This is a genomic window from Arthrobacter sp. Soil_C_49, assembly GCF_057656635.1.
The window spans coordinates 159,839-178,969 of record NZ_JBDGJZ010000007.1 but is presented as its reverse complement, the minus strand read 5'-3'; the positions used below and the strand labels follow the sequence as shown (position 1 = coordinate 178,969).

General features: G+C 58.8%; 19 protein-coding genes and 4 pseudogenes. 3 read left to right on the top strand and 20 right to left on the bottom strand.

Annotation, left to right across the window (positions count from 1 at the left end):
* Window positions 1-5: 5 nt before the first annotated feature.
* The 3 genes and pseudogenes from AC3A4Z_RS13370 to AC3A4Z_RS13360 form a co-directional block, all read right to left on the bottom strand.
* Complete coding sequence (locus AC3A4Z_RS13370) at window positions 6-824, bottom strand: N-acyl homoserine lactonase family protein (RefSeq protein WP_498711980.1); 819 nt, start codon at window positions 822-824, stop codon at window positions 6-8.
* Between the two features lie 8 nt (window positions 825-832).
* Window positions 833-1,279: pseudogene (locus tag AC3A4Z_RS13365) on the bottom strand (hypothetical protein); the annotation flags it as partial.
* Between the two features lie 34 nt (window positions 1,280-1,313).
* Window positions 1,314-1,931, bottom strand: a pseudogene (locus AC3A4Z_RS13360) (MFS transporter); the annotation flags it as partial.
* A 954-nt stretch (window positions 1,932-2,885) separates the two neighbouring features.
* Here AC3A4Z_RS13360 and AC3A4Z_RS13355 point away from each other — a divergent pair.
* Complete coding sequence (locus tag AC3A4Z_RS13355; RefSeq protein ID WP_498711979.1) at window positions 2,886-3,731, top strand: SDR family NAD(P)-dependent oxidoreductase; 846 nt, start codon at window positions 2,886-2,888, stop codon at window positions 3,729-3,731.
* Window positions 3,732-3,948: 217 nt separating this feature from the next.
* Here AC3A4Z_RS13355 and AC3A4Z_RS13350 read toward each other — a convergent pair whose 3' ends face one another.
* The 16 genes and pseudogenes from AC3A4Z_RS13350 to AC3A4Z_RS13275 form a co-directional block, all read right to left on the bottom strand.
* Window positions 3,949-4,200 (bottom strand): IclR family transcriptional regulator domain-containing protein, encoded by a 252-nt coding sequence (locus tag AC3A4Z_RS13350; RefSeq protein ID WP_498712078.1) that lies wholly within the window; start codon window positions 4,198-4,200, stop codon window positions 3,949-3,951.
* Window positions 4,140-4,376 (bottom strand): hypothetical protein, encoded by a 237-nt coding sequence (locus AC3A4Z_RS13345; RefSeq protein ID WP_498711978.1) that lies wholly within the window; start codon window positions 4,374-4,376, stop codon window positions 4,140-4,142. Before AC3A4Z_RS13345 ends, AC3A4Z_RS13350 begins: the two co-directional genes overlap by 61 nt.
* A complete protein-coding gene (locus AC3A4Z_RS13340; protein ID WP_498711977.1) occupies window positions 4,358-4,765 on the bottom strand; it encodes a helix-turn-helix domain-containing protein in 408 nt (135 codons plus the stop codon). Before AC3A4Z_RS13340 ends, AC3A4Z_RS13345 begins: the two co-directional genes overlap by 19 nt.
* On the bottom strand, window positions 4,758-4,940 hold the full coding sequence (locus AC3A4Z_RS13335; protein WP_498712080.1) for a hypothetical protein: 183 nt from the start codon (window positions 4,938-4,940) through the stop codon (window positions 4,758-4,760). Before AC3A4Z_RS13335 ends, AC3A4Z_RS13340 begins: the two co-directional genes overlap by 8 nt.
* 19 nt (window positions 4,941-4,959) lie before the next feature.
* Window positions 4,960-5,301: pseudogene (locus AC3A4Z_RS13330) on the bottom strand (IclR family transcriptional regulator domain-containing protein); the annotation flags it as partial.
* Window positions 5,211-5,447 (bottom strand): helix-turn-helix domain-containing protein, encoded by a 237-nt coding sequence (locus tag AC3A4Z_RS13325; RefSeq protein ID WP_498712076.1) that lies wholly within the window; start codon window positions 5,445-5,447, stop codon window positions 5,211-5,213. The pseudogene AC3A4Z_RS13330 and the gene AC3A4Z_RS13325, both read right to left, overlap by 91 nt.
* Before the next feature lie 490 nt (window positions 5,448-5,937).
* Complete coding sequence (locus AC3A4Z_RS13320; protein ID WP_498711976.1) at window positions 5,938-6,621, bottom strand: 3-oxoacid CoA-transferase subunit B; 684 nt, start codon at window positions 6,619-6,621, stop codon at window positions 5,938-5,940.
* 1 nt (window position 6,622) lies between these two features.
* The gene (locus tag AC3A4Z_RS13315) at window positions 6,623-7,321 is read right to left on the bottom strand and encodes a 3-oxoacid CoA-transferase subunit A (RefSeq protein ID WP_498711975.1); all 699 of its coding nucleotides are present in this window, start codon (window positions 7,319-7,321) and stop codon (window positions 6,623-6,625) included.
* 4 nt (window positions 7,322-7,325) lie between these two features.
* The gene (locus AC3A4Z_RS13310) at window positions 7,326-8,546 is read right to left on the bottom strand and encodes a thiolase family protein (protein ID WP_498711974.1); all 1,221 of its coding nucleotides are present in this window, start codon (window positions 8,544-8,546) and stop codon (window positions 7,326-7,328) included.
* A gap of 300 nt (window positions 8,547-8,846) precedes the next feature.
* Complete coding sequence (locus AC3A4Z_RS13305) at window positions 8,847-9,686, bottom strand: ABC transporter ATP-binding protein (RefSeq protein ID WP_498711973.1); 840 nt, start codon at window positions 9,684-9,686, stop codon at window positions 8,847-8,849.
* Between the two features lie 12 nt (window positions 9,687-9,698).
* Window positions 9,699-10,541: an ABC transporter permease gene (locus tag AC3A4Z_RS13300; RefSeq protein WP_498711972.1), complete on the bottom strand. Its 843-nt coding sequence runs from the start codon at window positions 10,539-10,541 to the stop codon at window positions 9,699-9,701.
* Window positions 10,542-10,544: 3 nt separating this feature from the next.
* A complete protein-coding gene (locus AC3A4Z_RS13295; protein WP_498711971.1) occupies window positions 10,545-11,420 on the bottom strand; it encodes an ABC transporter permease in 876 nt (291 codons plus the stop codon).
* A 39-nt stretch (window positions 11,421-11,459) separates the two neighbouring features.
* Complete coding sequence (locus tag AC3A4Z_RS13290; protein ID WP_498711970.1) at window positions 11,460-12,485, bottom strand: ABC transporter substrate-binding protein; 1,026 nt, start codon at window positions 12,483-12,485, stop codon at window positions 11,460-11,462.
* 84 nt (window positions 12,486-12,569) lie between these two features.
* Complete coding sequence (locus AC3A4Z_RS13285) at window positions 12,570-13,655, bottom strand: zinc-binding dehydrogenase (protein WP_498711969.1); 1,086 nt, start codon at window positions 13,653-13,655, stop codon at window positions 12,570-12,572.
* A gap of 135 nt (window positions 13,656-13,790) precedes the next feature.
* Window positions 13,791-14,675, bottom strand: a complete 885-nt coding sequence (purU, locus tag AC3A4Z_RS13280; protein ID WP_498712074.1) for a formyltetrahydrofolate deformylase — start codon at window positions 14,673-14,675, stop codon at window positions 13,791-13,793.
* Window positions 14,676-14,772: 97 nt separating this feature from the next.
* The gene (locus tag AC3A4Z_RS13275; protein WP_498711968.1) at window positions 14,773-16,053 is read right to left on the bottom strand and encodes a hypothetical protein; all 1,281 of its coding nucleotides are present in this window, start codon (window positions 16,051-16,053) and stop codon (window positions 14,773-14,775) included.
* A gap of 317 nt (window positions 16,054-16,370) precedes the next feature.
* On the opposite strand from AC3A4Z_RS13275, the pseudogene AC3A4Z_RS13270 reads away from it, so the two are divergent.
* Window positions 16,371-16,850: pseudogene (locus AC3A4Z_RS13270) on the top strand (DMT family transporter); the annotation flags it as partial.
* A 9-nt stretch (window positions 16,851-16,859) separates the two neighbouring features.
* On the top strand, window positions 16,860-17,348 hold the full coding sequence (locus AC3A4Z_RS13265; protein ID WP_498712072.1) for a DMT family transporter: 489 nt from the start codon (window positions 16,860-16,862) through the stop codon (window positions 17,346-17,348).
* A gap of 529 nt (window positions 17,349-17,877) precedes the next feature.
* On the opposite strand, the gene AC3A4Z_RS13260 is transcribed toward AC3A4Z_RS13265, so the two are convergent.
* Window positions 17,878-19,128, bottom strand: coding sequence for an acyl-CoA dehydrogenase family protein (locus tag AC3A4Z_RS13260; RefSeq protein WP_498711967.1), 1,251 nt, complete (start codon window positions 19,126-19,128; stop codon window positions 17,878-17,880).
* Window positions 19,129-19,131 lie beyond the last annotated feature (3 nt).

Below are 19,131 nucleotides of genomic sequence, written 5' to 3'. Positions count from 1 at the left end.
GCAAATCATGGGCGTCCTTTCTCTCTGCCGATGGTGGCCGCCAGACCGGCCAGGGGGCCGCGGGAGACAGGAGTGAAACGCTCCAACGTGGAGGGGTCGTGACCGGTCACTAGGTGGGTGGCAGTGGTTTCCATCAATTGCCGGATCCTGTCGAAGCCGGCGTACATCTCCTGCACGTCATTTACGAACATGAAGGGAAGGTCCTGCTCGTATTCTTCGTAGTAGTGAATTGCATCGGAGGCAAGGACAACCTGGCCTTCATTGGTATCCACGGTGACGATGGATTGGCCGGGGGTGTGGCCGCCGACACGGGAGACCTGGATTCCGGGGACGAGGGTGAGCTCGTCGTCGAAGGTCGTAACCCTGCCCTCTTCCGCCGCCCGCCGCAGGTAGTCGAGTTCGTCGCTCTCAACCGAATGCTTGAACTGCTTGCGCGCGGCGTAGCTGCTGAGCCAGAAGTCCAGCTCCGCCCGGGCTATAACGATTTCGGAGTCCGGGAACAGATCCAGGTTTCCGATGTGGTCATAGTGGGCATGCGTGACCACAACTTGGGGCGCGGCCATCGGGTCCACTCCGAGCGCTCCAAATGCGACGGCGGGCTCGATCAGGAAGGTTCGGTTACGCACCTCTCCGCCGTGCCGAGAGAAGCCTGTGTCTACGAGGACGGTACGTTGCGCGTTCCGGATCACCCAGAAGAAGTAGTCCATCTCCACCGGCTCGTCAGCAGCGTTGTAGATGTGGAAATTCAGATAAACGTCACTTTTGACCGTCGACCGGGTCCCGAACTTCACAATGCTGATTTGATAGGTCTCGTGGTTAGTCATGTTGGTGCTTACCCTCGCTTACGCTGTCGATTTGGCAGTTCACCCGCGTCGGAACTCTTGGCATGCCAATGGATCTCATCGCTGAAGATGTCCTGTTTGCTGCCTTCGGGCGGCCACTTGAGCAGAATCATGAACGCGACCAGGGCGATGAAGACCTGGTAAAATGCAGGGGCGATCGGGCTGCCGGTGTTGGAGGCAAGGAACGCACCGATGTACGGGCCGGGACCGACAATGAATGTTAGGGCGATGTTGAAGCCGATTGCGCTGCCGGTTGCCCGCGTGGAAGCCGGGAAGAGTTCCACGAGCATCACGACTGTAGTGACCGACACCAGGCACTGCGTTGCGCCGAGAAGGATGAGGCCGAAGATAATGATCGCTGGATTCCCCGTGCTCATGAGCACGAACACGGGGATAGGCAGGAGGACGTAGCCTACGGTTCCGATCAGATTGGGGACCCGCCGCCCGTATCATGTCCTTGAAGACCGGGGTGTCGTCCAGCCGCAACCGCACGAAGAGTCCGATCATGGCCAGTGGGGCGGCGGCCCAGAAGGGAACTCGCCAGCCAAAGTCCATCAGCTGGTCCTTAGTGAGGACGTTGTTCAGCCAAAGCGCGAAACCACTGCCGGCCACAGTGGCGAGGGCTGCGGTTGCCGAAATCACGCTGGCATAAGTGGCGCGGCGAGGCCGCGGGGCTCCTTCGATGAGAAAGGCAGCGGATCCGGTCCATTCACCGCCGGTTGAAAGCCCCTGTATGCATCGCAGAAGCACGAGCAGGAGCGGGGCAGCGACTCCGATGACGGCATAGGTCGGGATGAACCCGATCATTGTCGTCGCCAGACCCATCGCCAGGACCGAAAAACTTAGAGCCGCCCGGCGGCCATACTTGTCCCCGATGGGCCCGAGGATGAAGCCGCCGAGTGGCCGCATCAGGAAGCCGACAGCGAAGACTCCCAGCGACGACAGTAGTGAGACAACAGGGCTCTGGTCCGCAAGGAACAGTTGGCCGATGATGACAGCGAAGAAGCCATAGACGGCAAAGTCGAACCACTCCATGAAATTTCCAACACCAACCGCGAAAGCGGCTTGGCCTAATTTCTTGTGCTGCATACTCGCGTCATCGTTGCTAGTACTCATGGGCTACTTCCTCGTAACTCTCATTGAATGACAGCCTGAGGCTGGAATGTGGTACGGCCTGATCGTATGACAATCTACTAAGAGTGTACGACAAACTAGGAAGCAGTCAATCCATCTTTGAAAGGCGTACGCAGGCAGGTTCTGAACCTTGCAGGCAGCAACTCACCACGCAGAGTTAGGGCCCAAACCTACGGAAATCGGGATGAGGCCGGACGCCAGCCCTTAAGCCTGCTCGTTTTCGTAAATTCCTCCCCGCCTGATAGATGCGCGGCAGCGGTTGCTGTGCAGGGCGAGGGGCTTGGCCCCACAATTGACGGACTACCTCAATCTGGATTTGCGGGAAACCACCCGGCTAGAAGCGTGACCTTGCAAGCTTTGGCATATCGTATGACAATACCTAATGGACGCACGTATCACGTCACCCATGTCTGAGTCCGGTGGGTGCAGGGCCGATAAGCAAGGAGGTGCAATTGGCGGTGGAGCACGCTCGGGAAACCAGCCGGAAGCCGGGTCCCCCAAGCCATTATCAGCGCATTGAAGACTGGCGAACCCTAGACGGGGCATACATTCAGGTGTGGAGGAACGGGACCAACGTCTGCGCGGGCAACGTAGATGGAGTCACCTTCGACGGCTCGGCGCTATGGGTTCTTGCCGACGAATCCGTTCCCCGACGCATGTTATTGAAGATGGATTCCTATGAAATCTTCTGCCCACCGGGATAGGGAATAGTCGCATCCCGACCCATCGCCTGTTTGTCTAATGAGAAGTCCTCGCGCAGACGAAGCCGCACCATTCGTTCGGTTCATTGAAATTTTCAGAAGCTGTACTGGTAGACGCCGCAGACCAGGGGAGCTGTCGGCAGGAGCTACTGATCCCTTCTGTATTAGGGGCAGTGCCTCCGATTCCAATTAGAAAAGAGGAAAATACATGGCACATGCAGGACTATGGGAGAAGGTTGCAGTGGTCACCGGCGCGGCCGGCGGGCTCGGCACGGCTGCCGTCCACCGCCTGGCTGCGGAAGGCGTAAAAGTGGTTGCCGTTGATCTGGATGCAGAGGCGGCCAAGAGGACTGCAAGCGAACTGTCCACGGAAGCCATAGGAGTCGGCGCTGACGTGTCGACGGAAGCAGGCGTTGAGCGATACATGCAAGAAGCCATTGCGGCTTTCGGCCGCGTTGACTTCCACTTCCTGAACGCGGGCATCGCTGGTTCGCTCGCCGAACTCACCGACGTCACAGTTGAAGAATGGGATAGGGTCATGGCCGTAAACTTACGTGGCCCCTTTATTGGCGTTCGGGCTGCCTTCCGTGAGTACTTCAGGTCCGGGACTACCGGTTCCATCGTGATAACGGCCTCCATTGCGGGACTGCGGGGCAGCAATGATCTGCTGGCTTATACGACATCAAAACATGGCGCCATTGGGTTGGTGCACGGTGCTGCCGTCTACGGTGGTCCTATAGGCGTGCGAGTGAACGCTATAGCCCCGGGCATCGTGCCTACCGCAATCTTCGGTGAGGCCGGCCAAGCAGATATGATTCGTCGCGCCGGCACCTCACCGCTGCGCCGGGCGGGAAAGGCAGAAGAAATTGCCGGTTCCGTGGCCTTTCTCTTCAGTGATGATGCCAGCTACATTACCGGGGAGGTTCTGTCGATAGACGGGGGCGCAAACATTCAGAACACTAATCGCAACGCCGGTGGTGCAGGGCTGTGGGACGTTAACGCCATTGATGAAAACATTCTGCAAATGCACCAAAAGACTGAGCACCCCTCCTAAGCAGACTCCGGTTGACCATAAGATCGGCATCCAACACCAAATTCCAGTTGGAACCCAACCGACCGCAACGAGATCAGGAATCAGAACACCAGGCTGACCAGCCATACAAAACCTCTATAGTCGGCTCCTGCAGCACGGGAGTGGATTAGCTGCAAGAGTCCCCGTCCGACGGACGGGATAGCTTCGGATTTTCCTTTGCGTTGGGCTGGGTAGACCGCTATATGCAGGATTTTGGGGCACCAGAATAGGTGGACCGCCGTCGTGCCCCGTCGAAGGCCAAGACAATGATGTTCGGTGAGGAATCCGGTTGGTGGAGGATGGCATCTCGGAGGCCCCAGACGGATAGGGACGCCATTACGTGGCCCTGATGATCAAAAATTGGGGCACCGACGGCGGCAATTCCCGAGGTTACTTCGTCGTCGCTGAGGGCGAAGCCGGCATCGCGGATTTCTTGAGCTTTCCGAAGAATTCCGCTCGGGATCGCACGCCGAAACTAAAGTCCGAGCTCTGGCCGATGACCGCAGCGTACTCCTCCCAGGACTGCACGGTGTCGAAAGCCAACAATGCCCGGGGTGCGGCACCGATATGCAAGGGCAACGAGCTTCCAAGGGCCAAGCGGCGACTGTTTACTCGCTTACCGTCCATGCGCTCGATGCAGACAGCACGGGTACCGCTTTTGATGCACAGAAGGACGTCTCCCCGATTGCATCGTGGATTTCGCGAAGCACGGGTAGCGCGGTCCGCCGCAAATCGAATTGGTTCAGCAGATTCCCCGCGAGGGAGATCATCTTGCTGCCGATTCGATAGGAACCGCGGTGGCCGAGCTGTTCTATCCAACCGGTCACAACAAATGTTCCCAACATACGGTATACGGAGCTGATGGGTGCGCCTATGAGGCCGGCGAGTCTCGCCGAGGTCGAAAGGCGTTCGACAGCCAACGCATCCATGAGGCAGCTTGCCTTGGCCGTTACCGATTCGCTGGATTCGGGGCGATTGAACTCATTGGCGGCCGGGACGGGTTTGAATTCAGCCATGAGATCGGTTCAGAGTCTGCGCGGCAGCCGCGAGAACAATCTTGGCTTGTTCCTGCTGTGCGACGACTTGGTCGACCAGACCTGCTGCTGTCAACGCACCGAAGATGCTGCCGTCCACGTTGAATACGGGAAATCCCAAGGCTGCGATCCCGTCCACAACCTCGTTGGACTCCATTCTCCGAGCCCTCGCGTTTGGTGTCTGTGACCGGTTGGCGGAGTGTCTCGGCGTCAATGGGCGTCCTTGACGCCCATTTCACATAGGGGGCTTGGGCAAGGAGCTCGTTAAGCACTTCGGGGGTTTGCCATGCCAGGAGCACATGGGATGCGGCACCGGTGTGGAGTGGAAGGATCCGTCCAGACGAGAGCTTGTGGAGATCAACTTCCGTCGAGTCGACCTGCTCCAGACAGACGGCAGTCCCGTTGCGTGGTATCCAGAGGGCGGCCGTTAGGCCAAGCTCGGACTGGATACCCTCGAGCAGGGTCTTAAGGGCTTCATGATCGAGGAGAGCATTGGTTGCCGCCTCCGCCAGCCGCAAGATCCCAGTGCCAAGTTCAACGAGCCCGTCGCGGTGCGGGGGAGAATCCCTGACTGTTCAAGCGAGCTGATGATCCTATAGACGGAAGGCCGCGGTTCGTCGACAGCTTTCGCCAGGTCTGCCGGAGTAGAGGGCCGAGGGCGGATGCTTCATCCACCAATTGTTTTGCTCTAGTCACCAGCTGAATCAGCTTGGCTGGTTGCGTCATGTGGCACCCCTCGAATCGGCCTGCCTCGGGCTACAGGCGATGTGAATCGAGGGAGCCGGGCAGGACGTCATCTCTCTGGTCTGCGCCTTGTGGAGACGCGGTTTTGAACCGGGCACCGTTCTACGCAGCCAAACACGCTGGTTGTATTGCCCGAACATCCGGTCCAGTAGACGCGACGTGGGTCGCGGTCGACGGTGCTCCGCTGATCTCGCTAATGAGTCAGCTGCCTTGATTTGGTTGCCACTGGCGCGCTTCTGCGGGAGAGCGACGAAGTCGGCACACCGGCCAATTTCATGTATTCGAGATTAGGGACTGTGTCGCACCCAGTGCGTCAACTGATCATATGTGGGCATGTCCCCATTCTGCTCCCCCACGACATGATCCTTGGCGCAATGGACTCGTCCCGCATCAACACCTCTCGCTGCCAGTCAAAGCACGCAAGCGGACTTGAGCGGGACGGGTACCAGTTCCTGGAGTTCTTCGAGGGTGCAGCCGAAGGTTTCCCGGACGGTGACGCCGTCGGGTCCGGTGAGGAAGACGGCTTTGTCGGTGTAGACGCGGGTGACGCAGCCGACGCCGGTGAGCGGGTAGGTGCAGGTTTCCACGATCTTGGAGGCGCCCTGTTTCGTCAGGAGCGTCATCATCACGAACACGTCCTTGGCCCCGGTGGCGAGGTCCATGGCACCGCCAACGGCGGGAATCGCCCCGGGTGCCCCGGTGTGCCAGTTCGCCAGGTCACCGGTAGCCGAGACCTGGAACGCGCCCAGGACGCAGATGTCCAGGTGCCCGCCGCGCATGATCGCGAACGAATCGGCGTGGTGGAAGTAGGACGCCCCGGGGAGTTCAGTCACGGGAATTTTGCCGGCGTTGATGAGGTCGCCGTCGATTTGCTCCCCTTCGGCGGCGGGGCCCATGCCGAGCATCCCGTTCTCCGTGTGGAGGGTGATGTCCTGGTCCTCGGTGAGGTAGTTGGACACCAGGGTGGGCTGGCCAATGCCCAGGTTCACAAACGATCCCGGGGCGATGTCCCTGGCCACGAGGCGGGCCAGGTCATCCCGGCCCAGCGGTGTGGCGGAGGTCTGGATGGATGTTTCGTTGGACTGGACGCTCATCTCAGGCCACCTTCTCGCTCGTGCCGGCAGTGCTGCCGGAGGCCGCCACGCTGACCACCGTATTGACGTAGAGACCGGGCGTGACCACGTTCTCCGGGTCCAGGGAACCCGTGGGAACGACCTCGGAGACCTGGACGATGGTCTGCTTCGCGGCAGCCGCCATGATAGGGCCGAAGTTCCGGGCGGTCTTGCGGTACACCAGGTTGCCCTTGCCGTCGGCCTTGAGGGCTTTGATCAGGGCCACGTCGGCGTGGATCGGCGTTTCAAAGACCTGGCCGCGGCCGTCGATGATCCGGGTCTCCTTGCCCTCGGCCAGCATGGTGCCGTACCCGGTGGGGGTGAAGAAGCCACCGATCCCGGCCCCGGCAGCGCGGATGCGCTCGGCGAGGTTGCCCTGCGGGACAAGTTCGAGTTCGATCTCGCCGGCCTTGTACTTGGCGTCGAAGTGCCAGGAGTCGGACTGCCGCGGGAAGGAACAGATCATCTTCTTCACCCGGCCTTCCTTGATCAGCAGTGCCAGGCCCTGGTCGCCCTGGCCGGCGTTGTTGTTCACTACCGTCAGGTCCTTGGCGCCGCAGTCCATCAGCGCGTCGATCAGTTCGAACGGCTGCCCGGCGTTGCCGAACCCGCCGATCATCACGGTGGAGCCGTCCTTGATGCCGGCCACGGCCTCCTGGACCGAATCAACAAAACTCAACATTCGCCTACGCCTTTCCGTTGGAAGCGGTCACGTTTTCGAGGACCACGGCCAGGCCCTGCCCCACACCGATGCAGATCGCCGCGACACCCCAGCGTTCACCGGAGGCCTGCAGGGACCGGGCCAGGGTGCCCAGGATCCGGGTCCCCGATGCACCCAGCGGGTGGCCCATCGCGATCGCCCCGCCATGCCGGTTCACGATCGCCGGATCAATGCCCCAAGCGCTGATGCAGGCCAGGGACTGCGCAGCGAACGCTTCGTTAAGTTCGACGGCGCCCACCTGCTCCCAGCCGATGCCCGCCTTCGCGAGGGCCTTATTCGCCGCCTCCACCGGTGCGAAGCCGAAGTACTGCGGGTCATTGGCGTGCGCGCCGCGCCCGGCGATCCGCGCCAGGGGGTCCAGCCCCAGCAGCCCGGCGGCACCCTCGGACCCCACCCAGGCCGCGGAAGCGCCGTCGGACAACGGCGACGCGTTACCGGCGGTGACGGTGCCGCCCACCTCGGCCCCCTCGGGCTCATTCCGGAATACCGTCTTCAACGCCGCCAGTTTCTCCGCGGTCGAACCGGGGCGGATCCCCTCATCCCGCACCAAATCAGTACCCGGGACGGGCGTAACAAGATTGTCGTAGAAGCCCTCGTCCCATGCTGCCGCGGAGAGGTTGTGGGAGTTGGCGGCGAACTCGTCCTGAGCCTCGCGGGTCACGCCGTACTTTTCGCGCAAACGTTCGGTGGCCTCCCCCAGGGAAATGGTCCAGTCCTTCGGCATCGCCTTGTTCACCAGCCGCCACCCCAGGGTGGTCGACACCAGGGTCATATCCCCGGCCGGGTAGGGCTTCTCGGTCTTGGGCAGCACCCACGGCGCACGGGACATCGACTCGGCACCGCCCACCAGGACCAGGTCCGCGTCGCCGGCGTTGATCTGCCGCGAAGCGATGATCGCCGCGTCCAGCGACGAGCCGCAAAGCCGGTTCACCGTGGTCCCCGGAATGGACACCGGCAGTCCCGCGAGCAGTGTGCCCATCCGGGCGATGTTCCGGTTCTCCTCGCCGGCGCCGTTGGCGTTGCCGAACACCACCTCATCAATCCGCTCCGGATCCAACCCGGGGGCGCGCTTCACGGACTCCCTGATCACGTGCGCGGCAAGATCATCCGGACGCACTGCGGCAAGGCCGGAACCGAACTTGCCGAACGGGGTGCGCACGGCGTCGTACACAAAAGCCTGGTTCATGGTTCCTTTGTTTCTCCTACGTTTCCCAGCGGCGCCGGTTGAACCCGGCAAGTGCTGATTATCCGACGCGCTTCCGGCCGAGCGAAGGCTGTCAAAGGTACAGACCAGCCCCGAATTCCAGAGCTGCACGTGATGATTCGCCAGGGCCCGGCGATGCCTATGTTCTTGCGTAAACTTCTGTCTGGCCGCGACTCATCAAGCTAATGATTAGTGCGGGTCAGGTTGGTTCTTCTCAAGTTGTATGCCACAGATGACGTGAGTCTTTTCCGTGGCGGCAGTAAGGTCCGGGTCCGCGTCAATTCAACTGCGCCAGTTCCCCCCGCTGCGGATGAGTCGTGCAACATGCCCCCGGAGATGCACGAACGTTTCATTCTCTTTGGTCGAGATTTGGTCCCTGGGAACGGGCAGCGCCACGGGGATGTCTTCCACAAGGCGCGCAGGTGCCTTGGACAGCACCAACACCCTGTCGGCGAGATAAACGCTCTCATCGATGTCATGGGTAACAAAAAGTACTGTGATGCCGTACCGCCCTCGAAGGGTGAGGACCAAGTCTTCTAGCTCCGCACGGGTCTGCGCATCCAACGAGGCAAACGGCTCATCCATGAGAAGAAGGCGCGGGCGGTAGGCCAAGGCTCTCGCGATGGCCACCCGCTGCTGCATACCGCCAGAAAGCTGCCAGGGATAGTGATCGGGGAAGCCCTGCAGGCCAACGGCCTCAAGACTTTCACGAATCAGGGCCTTACGTTCAGCCGGTGTGCCAGCATCCTTTGTCAGCGGAAACGCCACGTTCTTTTCCACTGTCAGCCACGGCAAGAGGGATCGGCTGTAATCCTGGAATACCATGGCCATTCCCTCCGGGACCCCGGTAACGGTCTTACCCCCGATGCTGACCGTGCCACTGGTTGGAACCATTAGTCCGGACAGCGTTCGGAGGAGAGTGGTCTTGCCCGCACCGGAGGGACCGACAATGGAGACAAACTCCTGAGGATAAATCTCGAAGGACAGGTCTTTAAGGGCCGTATGTGCGGTTGGGCCTGAGCCGTACGTGTGCGTTACCCGGTTGACGGTGAGCAACGGTCCCACTTTGGTGGCGTTGTTGATTAAAGCTGCACCAGGGTCATTTGAGGAATTGGTGTTCATGATCTCTATCCCTTAGCTTCTGGCCAAGCGGTGCCATGCCAGAAGACGATTTTCAACGATTTCTAGGAGGGTGTTCAACAGCAAGCCGAGGACGGCTAGCAACAACATCCACGACCACATATCCAGCACGTGAAATCGGGCTTGAGACTGCAGGAGCTGGAAGCCAATTCCGTTCGTTGCCAAGATGAATTCAGAGACGATGGCGAACATCAGGGCCCCTGTGAGCGCCAGGCGAATGCCGGCGAAGATTTTCGGCAGTGCGGCAGGCAAGATGATGCCGGTCAGTCTTCGACGGTAGGAAAGGCGGAATGCCTCGCCCATAGACAATTGCGTTGGGTGAATGGAGCCCACGCCGTTGGCGGTATTTATCAGGACGTACCATGAGATGCCGTAGGCGATGAAGGCCACGCGCATACTGTCCTCACCGCCGAGCAGCACGATAAAGAGTGGCAGAGTCGCGGTGGCAGGAACAGAGCGCAGGAATTCCACCACTGGATCAGTCACATCACGGAGTATTCGGTACAAACCGATTGCCGTGCCCAGCAGGATACCTACAATCGATCCGAGAATGAACCCGGTCAAAACCCGGCCAAGGGTTTGGAAGGTATGAATCGTCATAGCTTCTGTCATTGGACCGCCGCTGGCGGAGCCAAAGAACATCTTCCAAGCGTGCGTGCCGATTTTCAATGGAGTGGGGAAGAACGGCGAAGGGTTAAGTGATGTGCCCAGCTGCCAGAGACCCAGCAGTACAAGAAGCAGTCCAAAAGTATAAGAAAGACGCGAGCCTAGCCGCCCTGCGGTTCTGAAGACTCGGGGAGTAGTGGCTTTATCGCGCAGATCTTTGATTGTCATCATGGATCAGGCCCCCTTCGTGGTGGTTTGCCAAGCGAACCAACGGCGTTCGGCCGCATTCATGAGCATGTTCATCACCAAGCCCAGCAAGCCTGCCATCAGCGTTCCTGCATACACGAGTTCGACTTCGTTTCCCGAGGCGCGGGAACGGGCTATGAATGCACCAACACCCTCCGCCCCTCCTGCCATCAGCTCCACTGTGATGACCACGATCAGGGCGATTGAGGAGGAGACTCGGATACCAGTAGCAATGAAGGGTGCCGCGCCTGGTAGAACAACTCTCCGGATTACGCCCGCCCTGTTAATCCCAAAGCTTCGGGCCATCTCTTTACCCTGCTTGTCGACATCGTGGACGCCATACATCGTGTTGAACAGAATTGGCCAGAGGGCTGCGAACATGACAAGCGCAAGTTTCATCTGCAGGCTATTGCCGAGCACCAGTACCACTAATGGGATCAGCGCAACCGGGGGAACCGGGCGGATCAGTTCCACAACAGCCCGGGATGCTTTGTAGGCTCTGTCTGAGAGCCCAAAGAGTACCCCCAGCGGAACGGCGATGAGGGCTGAAAGGCCAAGCCCTAGAAGGTATGAAACGAGGGTGGACACAACATCCGCACGGAAATCCGCACGGCCCCATATCAGAACCGATTCCCACAGCACAAGCGAAAACGGAGGCAGAAAGTCAGAGTGCACAAGACCCGCCCTGGAAACAACTTCCATGATTACGGCGAGGCCGATAACCCCCCCGACGCCCGCCAACGACCGGTTCCGTCGCCGGTTTCTGTGGGCGCGCCACAGATTGTTTTCTCCAGCACCTTTGGGTGCACCTGAGCCCCGGGCTCCGCGGCTGACCTTGGAGAGCCGTTCAGTGGACAAAGTCATAACTTTTCTCGTTACTCCAGACTCAATTCTCAGATGCGCTTAGTTGCAGTTGGCGGGAGTCGGTATTGTAATGGTGGACATATCAAACTTCTCGTCCGTTGCCCCGATTGCATGGAGCATATCGGCGTTCATCTGCAAGGGCTGCTGACGGATCTCGGCGCCGAACCTAGGGGCGATATCAGCCTGAATCGCCTCCTCATTTAACTGCAGCTCTGTTTTCAGGATTCCTTTGTACGTCGCTTCGTCTTTTACCTCTTCAGTGCCCTTGAGCAACGCACACTGCAGGGCGGCAACCGTGTTGGGATTCTTATCCGCAAAGGATTTCTTCATGATCCACCCGGATTCTGCCATCCCTTCATACTTACCGGCTCCATAGTCAAACACGGTTACGGTTTGCAGGGTCTTCTTCACTTGGGCCAGGACGGCGCCTTGGGCACTCGAAGCATCGACCGTACCCTGCTGAAGTGCAGCCGGCACTTCTCCATACGGGAGCTCCACAAACTGGACCTTATTGGGATCGAGTCCCTGCTCGATCATGGAGTCCTTGATTTTCACCGCGTGGCTGCTGTTCAGCGATACCACCGCGACTTTCTTTCCGATCAAGTCCTTGAGCTCTTTAATACCTGAACTGGGCATGGTTTCCAGCGTCGCCACTTTTGGATTGCTTGCGTAGCTTTCGCTGACAATCACGACATCAATTCCTTGCCGGGCGGCGTCAATGACACCGAAGTAACTGGATTGGGCGACTTGGACATCTCCGGCCACTACCTGCGAGACCGCTGTGGCGCTGCTTTCAATCCACTTGGTGTTCAAGGACAGCCCATAGTCAGCGGCCGCACCGCCCTTCTGGGTCTGAAGGAAGCCTGCGGCGATGGATGCCCGGAAAGAAAGCCCGGTCAGTGTCGCAACTTCTGGTGCATGCGGATCTGCCTCTTTCCCCGATTGAGCCCCTGAGGGAGTGGTTCCGCCGGCGCAGCCTGAAAGCACCAAGGCTGAAGCGGCGGCTAGGGCGGCGAACACCCCAGTGGTCCGACGGCTGCGAACGGGATCCTTTGAAATGCGCATGGGGTTCCTCTCCATTGAGAACTTTTTGTATGACGATACTACGGTATGGTCGAAGCTGTGTGAAGACAATCACAAAAAACGTGACTAAAAAATGAAAACGCCGGAGATGTCCTCCAGGTCTTCAGACTTTTTCAACGCGACGTTGATGTCGTCCAACGAGTAGCGGGAAGTGATTATTGCTTCACTGCTCAGCAGACCTCGTTCGAGCAAATCGATGTAGCGAGGCAAATCCCTGCGCATCCTGACGTTTCCGTTCTGCGTGCTCAGGACCTGCCGACTCTGTACTGCCAAGGGAATCTGCGGCAGGATGACCTCCTCCCCTGCTTTGTCCAAACCGCTATAAACTACCGTTCCGGCTCGCCGTGATAACGACAAAGCGAGCCGCTGGGCTTCCGCGGAACCCGCCGCCTCAATCACAACGTCTGCGCCCCGTCCGCCGGTGAGCGACTTTACGGCCTCCACCGCATCCACGGCAGAGGGGTCGATTAGGTCGTTCGCACCGAGTTCGCCCGCAATGTGCCGACGAGCTGTGTGTGGCTCAACTGCAATGACGCGCGAAGCTCCGGCTAGCTTGGCTGCCTGTACAACCCATAGCCCGAGGTGCCCGCAGCCGACGACAGCGACGGATTCCCCCGGCTGTACCTTTGCCACGTTGAAGACGGAGCCCACTCCTGTTGTGATCCCGCAGCCCAGCAGCGATAGGACATCGTAAGGCAGATCCGTCACTACAGGGAAAACTTGATTCTTGGAGACATTCATAATCTCGGCATAGCCGCCCACGTTTCCAGCCGCGGAGACGAGCTGCCCTTCGGCGGTCCTGGCGATATCCGGGTAGATTCCGCCGATGTCAAAGAGCTCTGAGCACTGGTCCGGACGGCCAATGGCACAGTAATAGCATTGCCCACATTCGGGCGTTCCGGGCACGATGACTCGTTGGCCCGGGCTCATCCCTGTAACCCTGCTGCCGACCTCTATCACCTCGCCGGCGGAAGCGTGGCCCAGAATAGTCGGGGGTACCTTGCCCAGGTTGCCGTGAAAGCTGGTGACATCGGTGGAGCAGAACGGGCTGGCCTTGGTTTGAACCAAAACGCGATCCGGATCCAATTCCAGCAATCCGATTTCCTCTACCTGAATAGGCACGTTAAACTTTCGGAGTACTGCGGCACGCATGTTTACCTCTTTCGATTGCTAGCACTGGCGTCAGCGGGTGTCTTGTCATATGCGTACAGGACACCCGGAACCATGCTTCGGTCTTGATCAGTAGAAAGCCGGTTGCCATCTTCTGCCGGCCGTCACGGGCGGCCCCTAAAAGACGACCGTGCTGTTTCCATGCCGTGCGATACGGTCCTCACAGTGCCAGGCCACAGCGCGGGAGAGAACCTGCCGCTCCACATCTGCTCCCCGCAGGACGAGATCAGGTGTTGAAAGTGCGTGGGTCACGCGCACTACGTCCTGCTCGATGATGGGCCCCTCATCCAAGTCCCGAGTCACGTAATGGGCGGTTGCGCCGATCAATTTCACCCCTCTTCCCTTGGCTTTCTGATACGGAGCAGAACCGATAAAGGCCGGGAGGAACGAATGATGGATGTTAATGACCGGGCACCCCAAGTCGTCCAAGAAGTCTCCGGACAGTACCTGCATGTAACGTGCCAATACGACCAGATCGACATTGCCCTTGAGTAGCTCGAGCTGTCTTTTTTCAGCCTCGGCCTTAGTGTCCTTCGTCACCGGGATGTGAACAAATGGAATACCGAAGGGCCGCACTTGGTCGGCCAGCTCAGTGTGGTTGGAAATGACCATAGCGATTTCGGCGGCTATCTCACCTCGCCGCTGTCGCCAAAGCAGATCCAGCAGACAGTGATCAGTTTTAGACGCCATAATCACGATTCTTTTGGGCTTGGATGCTTCGGAAAGTTTCCAAGCGGCGCCAAAGGGGGTGGCGATGCGCCCTTGCAAGTCCTGTTCCAGCTCGGGTATGGCTGCGGTAAGGCCAGCCAAATGGAAAACCGTCCTTTGGAAAAATTCACCGCTTTCCGGATCAGTCGAATACTGATCAAGTGACACGATGTTTGCGCCATGATCTGCCAACAGTTGTCCCACAGCGGCCACGATGCCCGGCTGGTCCGGACAACGGACCAAGAGCCGACCCACATCATGTTTAGGGGACGCAGGCCTTGTCGGTGCAGGAATGGATGACTTTTCTGCTCTGGCTTGCCCGGTGTCGAGAGTCACAATTTCTCCTGGTCTAAAGTTGGGGATGTCTAATGGATTGAAACGGAAGGCGCCCTTAGGAGGCTGCCCGGCCCAGCTCGTTCCTACGGTTGTCTTGTTTGTAGGGAGCCGGTGCAACGGTGACGTGAATCGTTTTCTGGCGGCTTCCTGGTTCTCCCCACAGAACTTCCAGCTTCGTTCCCGGCTCTGCATAGCTTGGGTGAACGTAGGCAAGCGTCAGCACTTTGCGGAAGTAGTAGCTGTAGCCGGGAGTTGTGGAAATTCCGACTCCCTCTCCGACATCGTTTTTGACGGCGTCTGCCCAGGCAAACCACCGCTGCTGATGGGGCACATCCAGAAAGGCATGCGGCTCCCCCTCTTCGAAGAGGGATGCGTAAATGTCGATGACATCTTCGCTGTTGAATTCCAAGGTAACGCGAACTGTCCGCGGGTCAGCTACCTCTTTCTCGAGCGCAGCCCTGCCAGTGAACTCATGGTCAAATTTAATGGATCTACCCCAGCCCAACGAAACCGGTGATTGGAGATAGTCGTTAAGATCATCGCTTTCGAAGCTGCCGCGGACTGCGCCCAGAAGTCCATATCGGTCGAAGTGCTTTCCAATCCATTCTTGGAATTCCTCGGGGCCCGGAGCCTTAAGGTAATGCCACCCGCCTGTGGGGAAGGCGGCTTCAAGGTGGTTGATCATCGCTGTTCGACGGCCCAGCCTACGAATCCCGAACTCCTGCCCGCATTCCAGAATCGCCTCCAGCACCTGTTGACTGTCCTCAGCACTTCCGTGGAATTCGAACCCGATTTCCCCAGCCATGCCCTGGCGCACCGCCTTCACCGTCGCACCAGCGATGCGTACCTCTTGGAAGTGCATGAACTTTATGTCCGTCAGCTCATTCCCCGTGAGCTTTTGACACAGGGCCAAAGCAGACGGGCCCGACACTTGGAACTGGAACGTCTTTTGTTCCCGCCAAGTAGCGTCATAACCTCCCTGCTCCGCAAGCCACGCAGAGTAGTGGGCAGTCGCTCCTTGTGTCGCAAAACGGTCATCGGCCAACCGCATCAGGACCCCGTCGCACATGACTTTGCCGTTCTCATCGCATTGAACCAGGTGCTTGGCCTGTCCGATGGCGAACTTCTCAAAGCTGTTGATGCCTGAATCCTTGAATACCTTTAGGGCGTCCGGTCCTTCTACGACCACGTCCCAGAGAAAAGACCAGTCGCCTACGTAGCAAGTGGTTTTCCAGGACATCTGTTCATCCTGCCAATTGGAGAACTCCGGGCCACCCCAGCCCGGGTGGTTAGTGCCATGTTCTGAGCGGTATGCCTCGATTTTGGGGTGCGCCATTGCTTGCTCCGATGTGTCACGTAGGGTTTCAGAAAAAAGCGGTCCAGCATGCCGCTAGGTGTTTAGCCTTTACTGTTTCGCTGGGCTTTTGGGTCGGATGGGGGAAACGCAAAATCAGACACGGTCGTGAGTACAGTCAGTCAGTAGCTAGACCTCTCCCCCGCAGCATCCTCAACATGCCGCCGAGCCATTACAACTATTGTATGACAAAAGCGACTAGCTGTCAGGGCCGGAAACCCTCCAAAATTGGACGGGATGCCATGCTGGCTAGAATCGTCATATTGTATGGCGACTTCTAAGAGGCAAGGGCGTTGTAAGTGGAGGATAGTAAAGCTTTTCTGGAACAGGCCTCGTCGTCTAACTCCAGCGGGGGCGCGTGGACCGGCACGGCCCTGTCGCTGGCTGCAGGAGCAGCTGTGTCTGTGCAGTCCTATGCGAACGGACACCTCGGTCAAGCGCTAGGATCCGTAGCAACCGCGGCAGCAGTCAACAACGGGACAGCACTTTTGGTTGTCCTTTGTCTGGCCGTGTGGAGTGGAGCGTTACCCAGGGCGTGGCGTGAGCTTCGTTCAGGGCGCCACCGGCTGCAGGCCTGGTGGTTCCTCGGTGGGATCATAGGAGCTACGGCCGTCTATGCCGCGGCCCTGTCGGCGCCCATTTTGGGTACTGCGCTTCTGGCCGTGGCAATGACCTCTGGGAAGTTGATCGGCAGCCTGGTCACTGATGCGATTGGTCTCAGTCCGGTTGGACGACAGCCACCGACGGCGCTACGAGTAGTAGGCGCCGGCTGTGCGCTGGCAGGAGTGATGGTCGGTTCAGTTGGGGTGCAGGGGCAATTTCCGCCCGCGCTACTAGTGTTTCTCGCGGCCGTCGGGGTTCTTGTTGCCGTTCAGCAGGCAGGCAATGCGCAGCTGGTGCACGTGTCAGGGGAGCCGATGGCGATGGGAGTCGTGAATTTCATCGTTGGCGCCGCAGCCCTTTCCATCTTGCTTGTATTTGCCTCGCCTGGCGTTGTTGTATCGGGTCCAATACCACCGTGGGCATGGGTGGGAGGACTGTTGGGCGCAGGTATCGCCATCACCGGTGCAATGCAAGCTCGGAACATTGGCGTCCTGAGACTTTCTCTCTGTTTAGTTGCAGGGCAGAGTGTGATGGGCCTTATCATCGACGGCATCGCACCGCGGCCAGGCCAACCTGTCACCCTCGGCACCGTCGGCGGAGTCATTCTCACCTCCGTTGCCGCGTTTCTTGCAAGTGGTACATCCCGCAGTTCCCGATTCCGATTCCCTGTTTAGTCGGCTACATTCCCCTTCGAGCAGGACGCCGTGAAACCGGTTCTTCCATTTGGTCTTATCCTGCTACGAGCACGCCTCGCTTGTCCTGACTTCAGACCTGCCCTTCGCCCACTGAGGAGAGGTCTTCGGAGATCAGGCGGGGGTAACCTCGGCCATGATCGACCCTGTCTACCACGCCGAAGCCATTAGCCCGAAAGGCTTGACTTACCGCCTCAAACACACTCAAGTCGCCTCGCAGTCCTCGACAAGACCGGAACACACGGCAGAATAGGCAGCGTCAAAGTAGCTCTCTTTTCAGCCCGCGAAACGGCTCACTCTCATCCATCGCTGACGGTTGCGATGGCTTGGAGGAAGAAGCAAACCGGCAGCATAGGCGGATCGACCAGCGGACGCGGTGCATCCGTGAAGTTCACTACTATTGACCTTGTATGAGTCATTCTGTTGAGGGGCTGCGGCAATCGGCTGTCTCAACCAAAGGAGCAGTCGCCGTCGATCCTCTGGATCTACGGCGACTGCCCTTTCAATGAGACTAAAACGTCAATGGCTGGCCGAAGTGAAAGCGCGAAACTGAACCGTAGGTGACATCCCACTGTGCGGCGATATGCGTTTTATACATTGCCACGTCGCGGTAGTACTTCTCCATTGGCGAACCTTGCTTAGCGGCACTAGAACCAGCGGTGGTAAAGGCTAGCTCTACCACTTCATTTGCTAAACGTGCTGCCTGCTGCACCACAGCGCGCAATCGGGCATCCTGCTCGGGAGTAAAGTCCTCCCCTGTGGCTTCCCAGCGCCGCCCGAGTTCTGCATACTGCCGCACGCCCGCCAGTAATAGGGTTTCAGCGGAGTCGGATAAAGCGAGCAACTTCCCGAACCAGCGATGATATTCCGGTGCTTCCAGCCGGGGTTGGCGCGGCGGAAAACTAGCTGGCCGCGCTTCCATCAGCCTTTCAAACTCATCCAAGGCCGCCCAGGCGGCTCCTATTTGAGTCGAGACCAGTTCGGCGTTGAAGTAGGTCATTGTCCTGCCGAGGTACATAGGGTTCTTGTGCAGTTGGTAGCCCAGCGTGCCCTCAGTCCCAAGCACATGTTCACGGAAGTTGTACTCCACGGTCAGGTAGTCGGGAACGAACTTGTCTTGGACGCTGATGGAATTGGAACTGGAGGCACGCATGCCGATCGTCTTATCCCCACCCCAATCATCCAACACCTTGTAGTCAGTACGGGGAAGGGCGAACATCCTGAGACCGCGTGCGTCCCCATTCTGATTAAAAGTCGGGGCGACCACGAGCACATGAGTGCTCCACATCGATCCAGAACAATAGTCCCAAGCACCCTCGAGGCGGTATCCGTCGTGAACTTCGACCGCCCGACCGGACGGAACGGTGCGACCGGGGGCGATGAAGGTTCCTTCGCCAAATAGCTCCTGCTGTCCCCGTTCTCCAAAGTAAGAACCTACATGGAACGCATGCCCGGCACCAAGGACAAAGGACCACCCGACGCCAGGATCACCTCGTGAAATCTCTATGCCCACTCGCATGAAATCATCGATTCCCAACTCCAGGCCGCCATACCGACTGGGCTGCAATATGCGGTAAAAGCCTGAGTCGACAAACTCCTGGTGAATCTCCCTAGAGTATCCTCCCAGTCGTTCATGCTCGGATTGCATAGCGCGCAGACGGGGTCGAAGTTCCGCGGCTCGAGCCACTAGTTCGTCTGGACTAGGGTCCTGCCTCGCGGACGCGTACTGGTTGGTACCCGGGGTAAAAAGGCTAGTCGTCATAAT

Excerpts from the sequence above, each read along its gene's own strand:
- AC3A4Z_RS13275 (WP_498711968.1), bottom strand. The coding sequence starts at position 16,053 with ATGGCGCACCCCAAAATCGAGGCATACCGCTCAGAACATGGCACTAAC.
- AC3A4Z_RS13335 (WP_498712080.1), bottom strand. The coding sequence starts at position 4,940 with ATGGAGTCCAACGAGGTTGTGGACGGGATCGCAGCCTTGGGATTTCCC.
- AC3A4Z_RS13370 (WP_498711980.1), bottom strand. The coding sequence starts at position 824 with ATGACTAACCACGAGACCTATCAAATCAGCATTGTGAAGTTCGGGACC.
- AC3A4Z_RS13340 (WP_498711977.1), bottom strand. The coding sequence starts at position 4,765 with ATGGCTGAATTCAAACCCGTCCCGGCCGCCAATGAGTTCAATCGCCCC.
- AC3A4Z_RS13320 (WP_498711976.1), bottom strand. The coding sequence starts at position 6,621 with ATGAGCGTCCAGTCCAACGAAACATCCATCCAGACCTCCGCCACACCG.
- AC3A4Z_RS13295 (WP_498711971.1), bottom strand. The coding sequence starts at position 11,420 with ATGACTTTGTCCACTGAACGGCTCTCCAAGGTCAGCCGCGGAGCCCGG.
- AC3A4Z_RS13285 (WP_498711969.1), bottom strand. The coding sequence starts at position 13,655 with ATGCGTGCCGCAGTACTCCGAAAGTTTAACGTGCCTATTCAGGTAGAG.
- AC3A4Z_RS13305 (WP_498711973.1), bottom strand. The coding sequence starts at position 9,686 with ATGAACACCAATTCCTCAAATGACCCTGGTGCAGCTTTAATCAACAAC.
- AC3A4Z_RS13355 (WP_498711979.1), top strand. The coding sequence starts at position 2,886 with ATGGCACATGCAGGACTATGGGAGAAGGTTGCAGTGGTCACCGGCGCG.
- AC3A4Z_RS13300 (WP_498711972.1), bottom strand. The coding sequence starts at position 10,541 with ATGATGACAATCAAAGATCTGCGCGATAAAGCCACTACTCCCCGAGTC.
- AC3A4Z_RS13265 (WP_498712072.1), top strand. The coding sequence starts at position 16,860 with ATGGTCGGTTCAGTTGGGGTGCAGGGGCAATTTCCGCCCGCGCTACTA.
- AC3A4Z_RS13290 (WP_498711970.1), bottom strand. The coding sequence starts at position 12,485 with ATGCGCATTTCAAAGGATCCCGTTCGCAGCCGTCGGACCACTGGGGTG.
- AC3A4Z_RS13315 (WP_498711975.1), bottom strand. The coding sequence starts at position 7,321 with ATGTTGAGTTTTGTTGATTCGGTCCAGGAGGCCGTGGCCGGCATCAAG.
- AC3A4Z_RS13310 (WP_498711974.1), bottom strand. The coding sequence starts at position 8,546 with ATGAACCAGGCTTTTGTGTACGACGCCGTGCGCACCCCGTTCGGCAAG.
- AC3A4Z_RS13260 (WP_498711967.1), bottom strand. The coding sequence starts at position 19,128 with ATGACGACTAGCCTTTTTACCCCGGGTACCAACCAGTACGCGTCCGCG.
- AC3A4Z_RS13345 (WP_498711978.1), bottom strand. The coding sequence starts at position 4,376 with ATGGACGGTAAGCGAGTAAACAGTCGCCGCTTGGCCCTTGGAAGCTCG.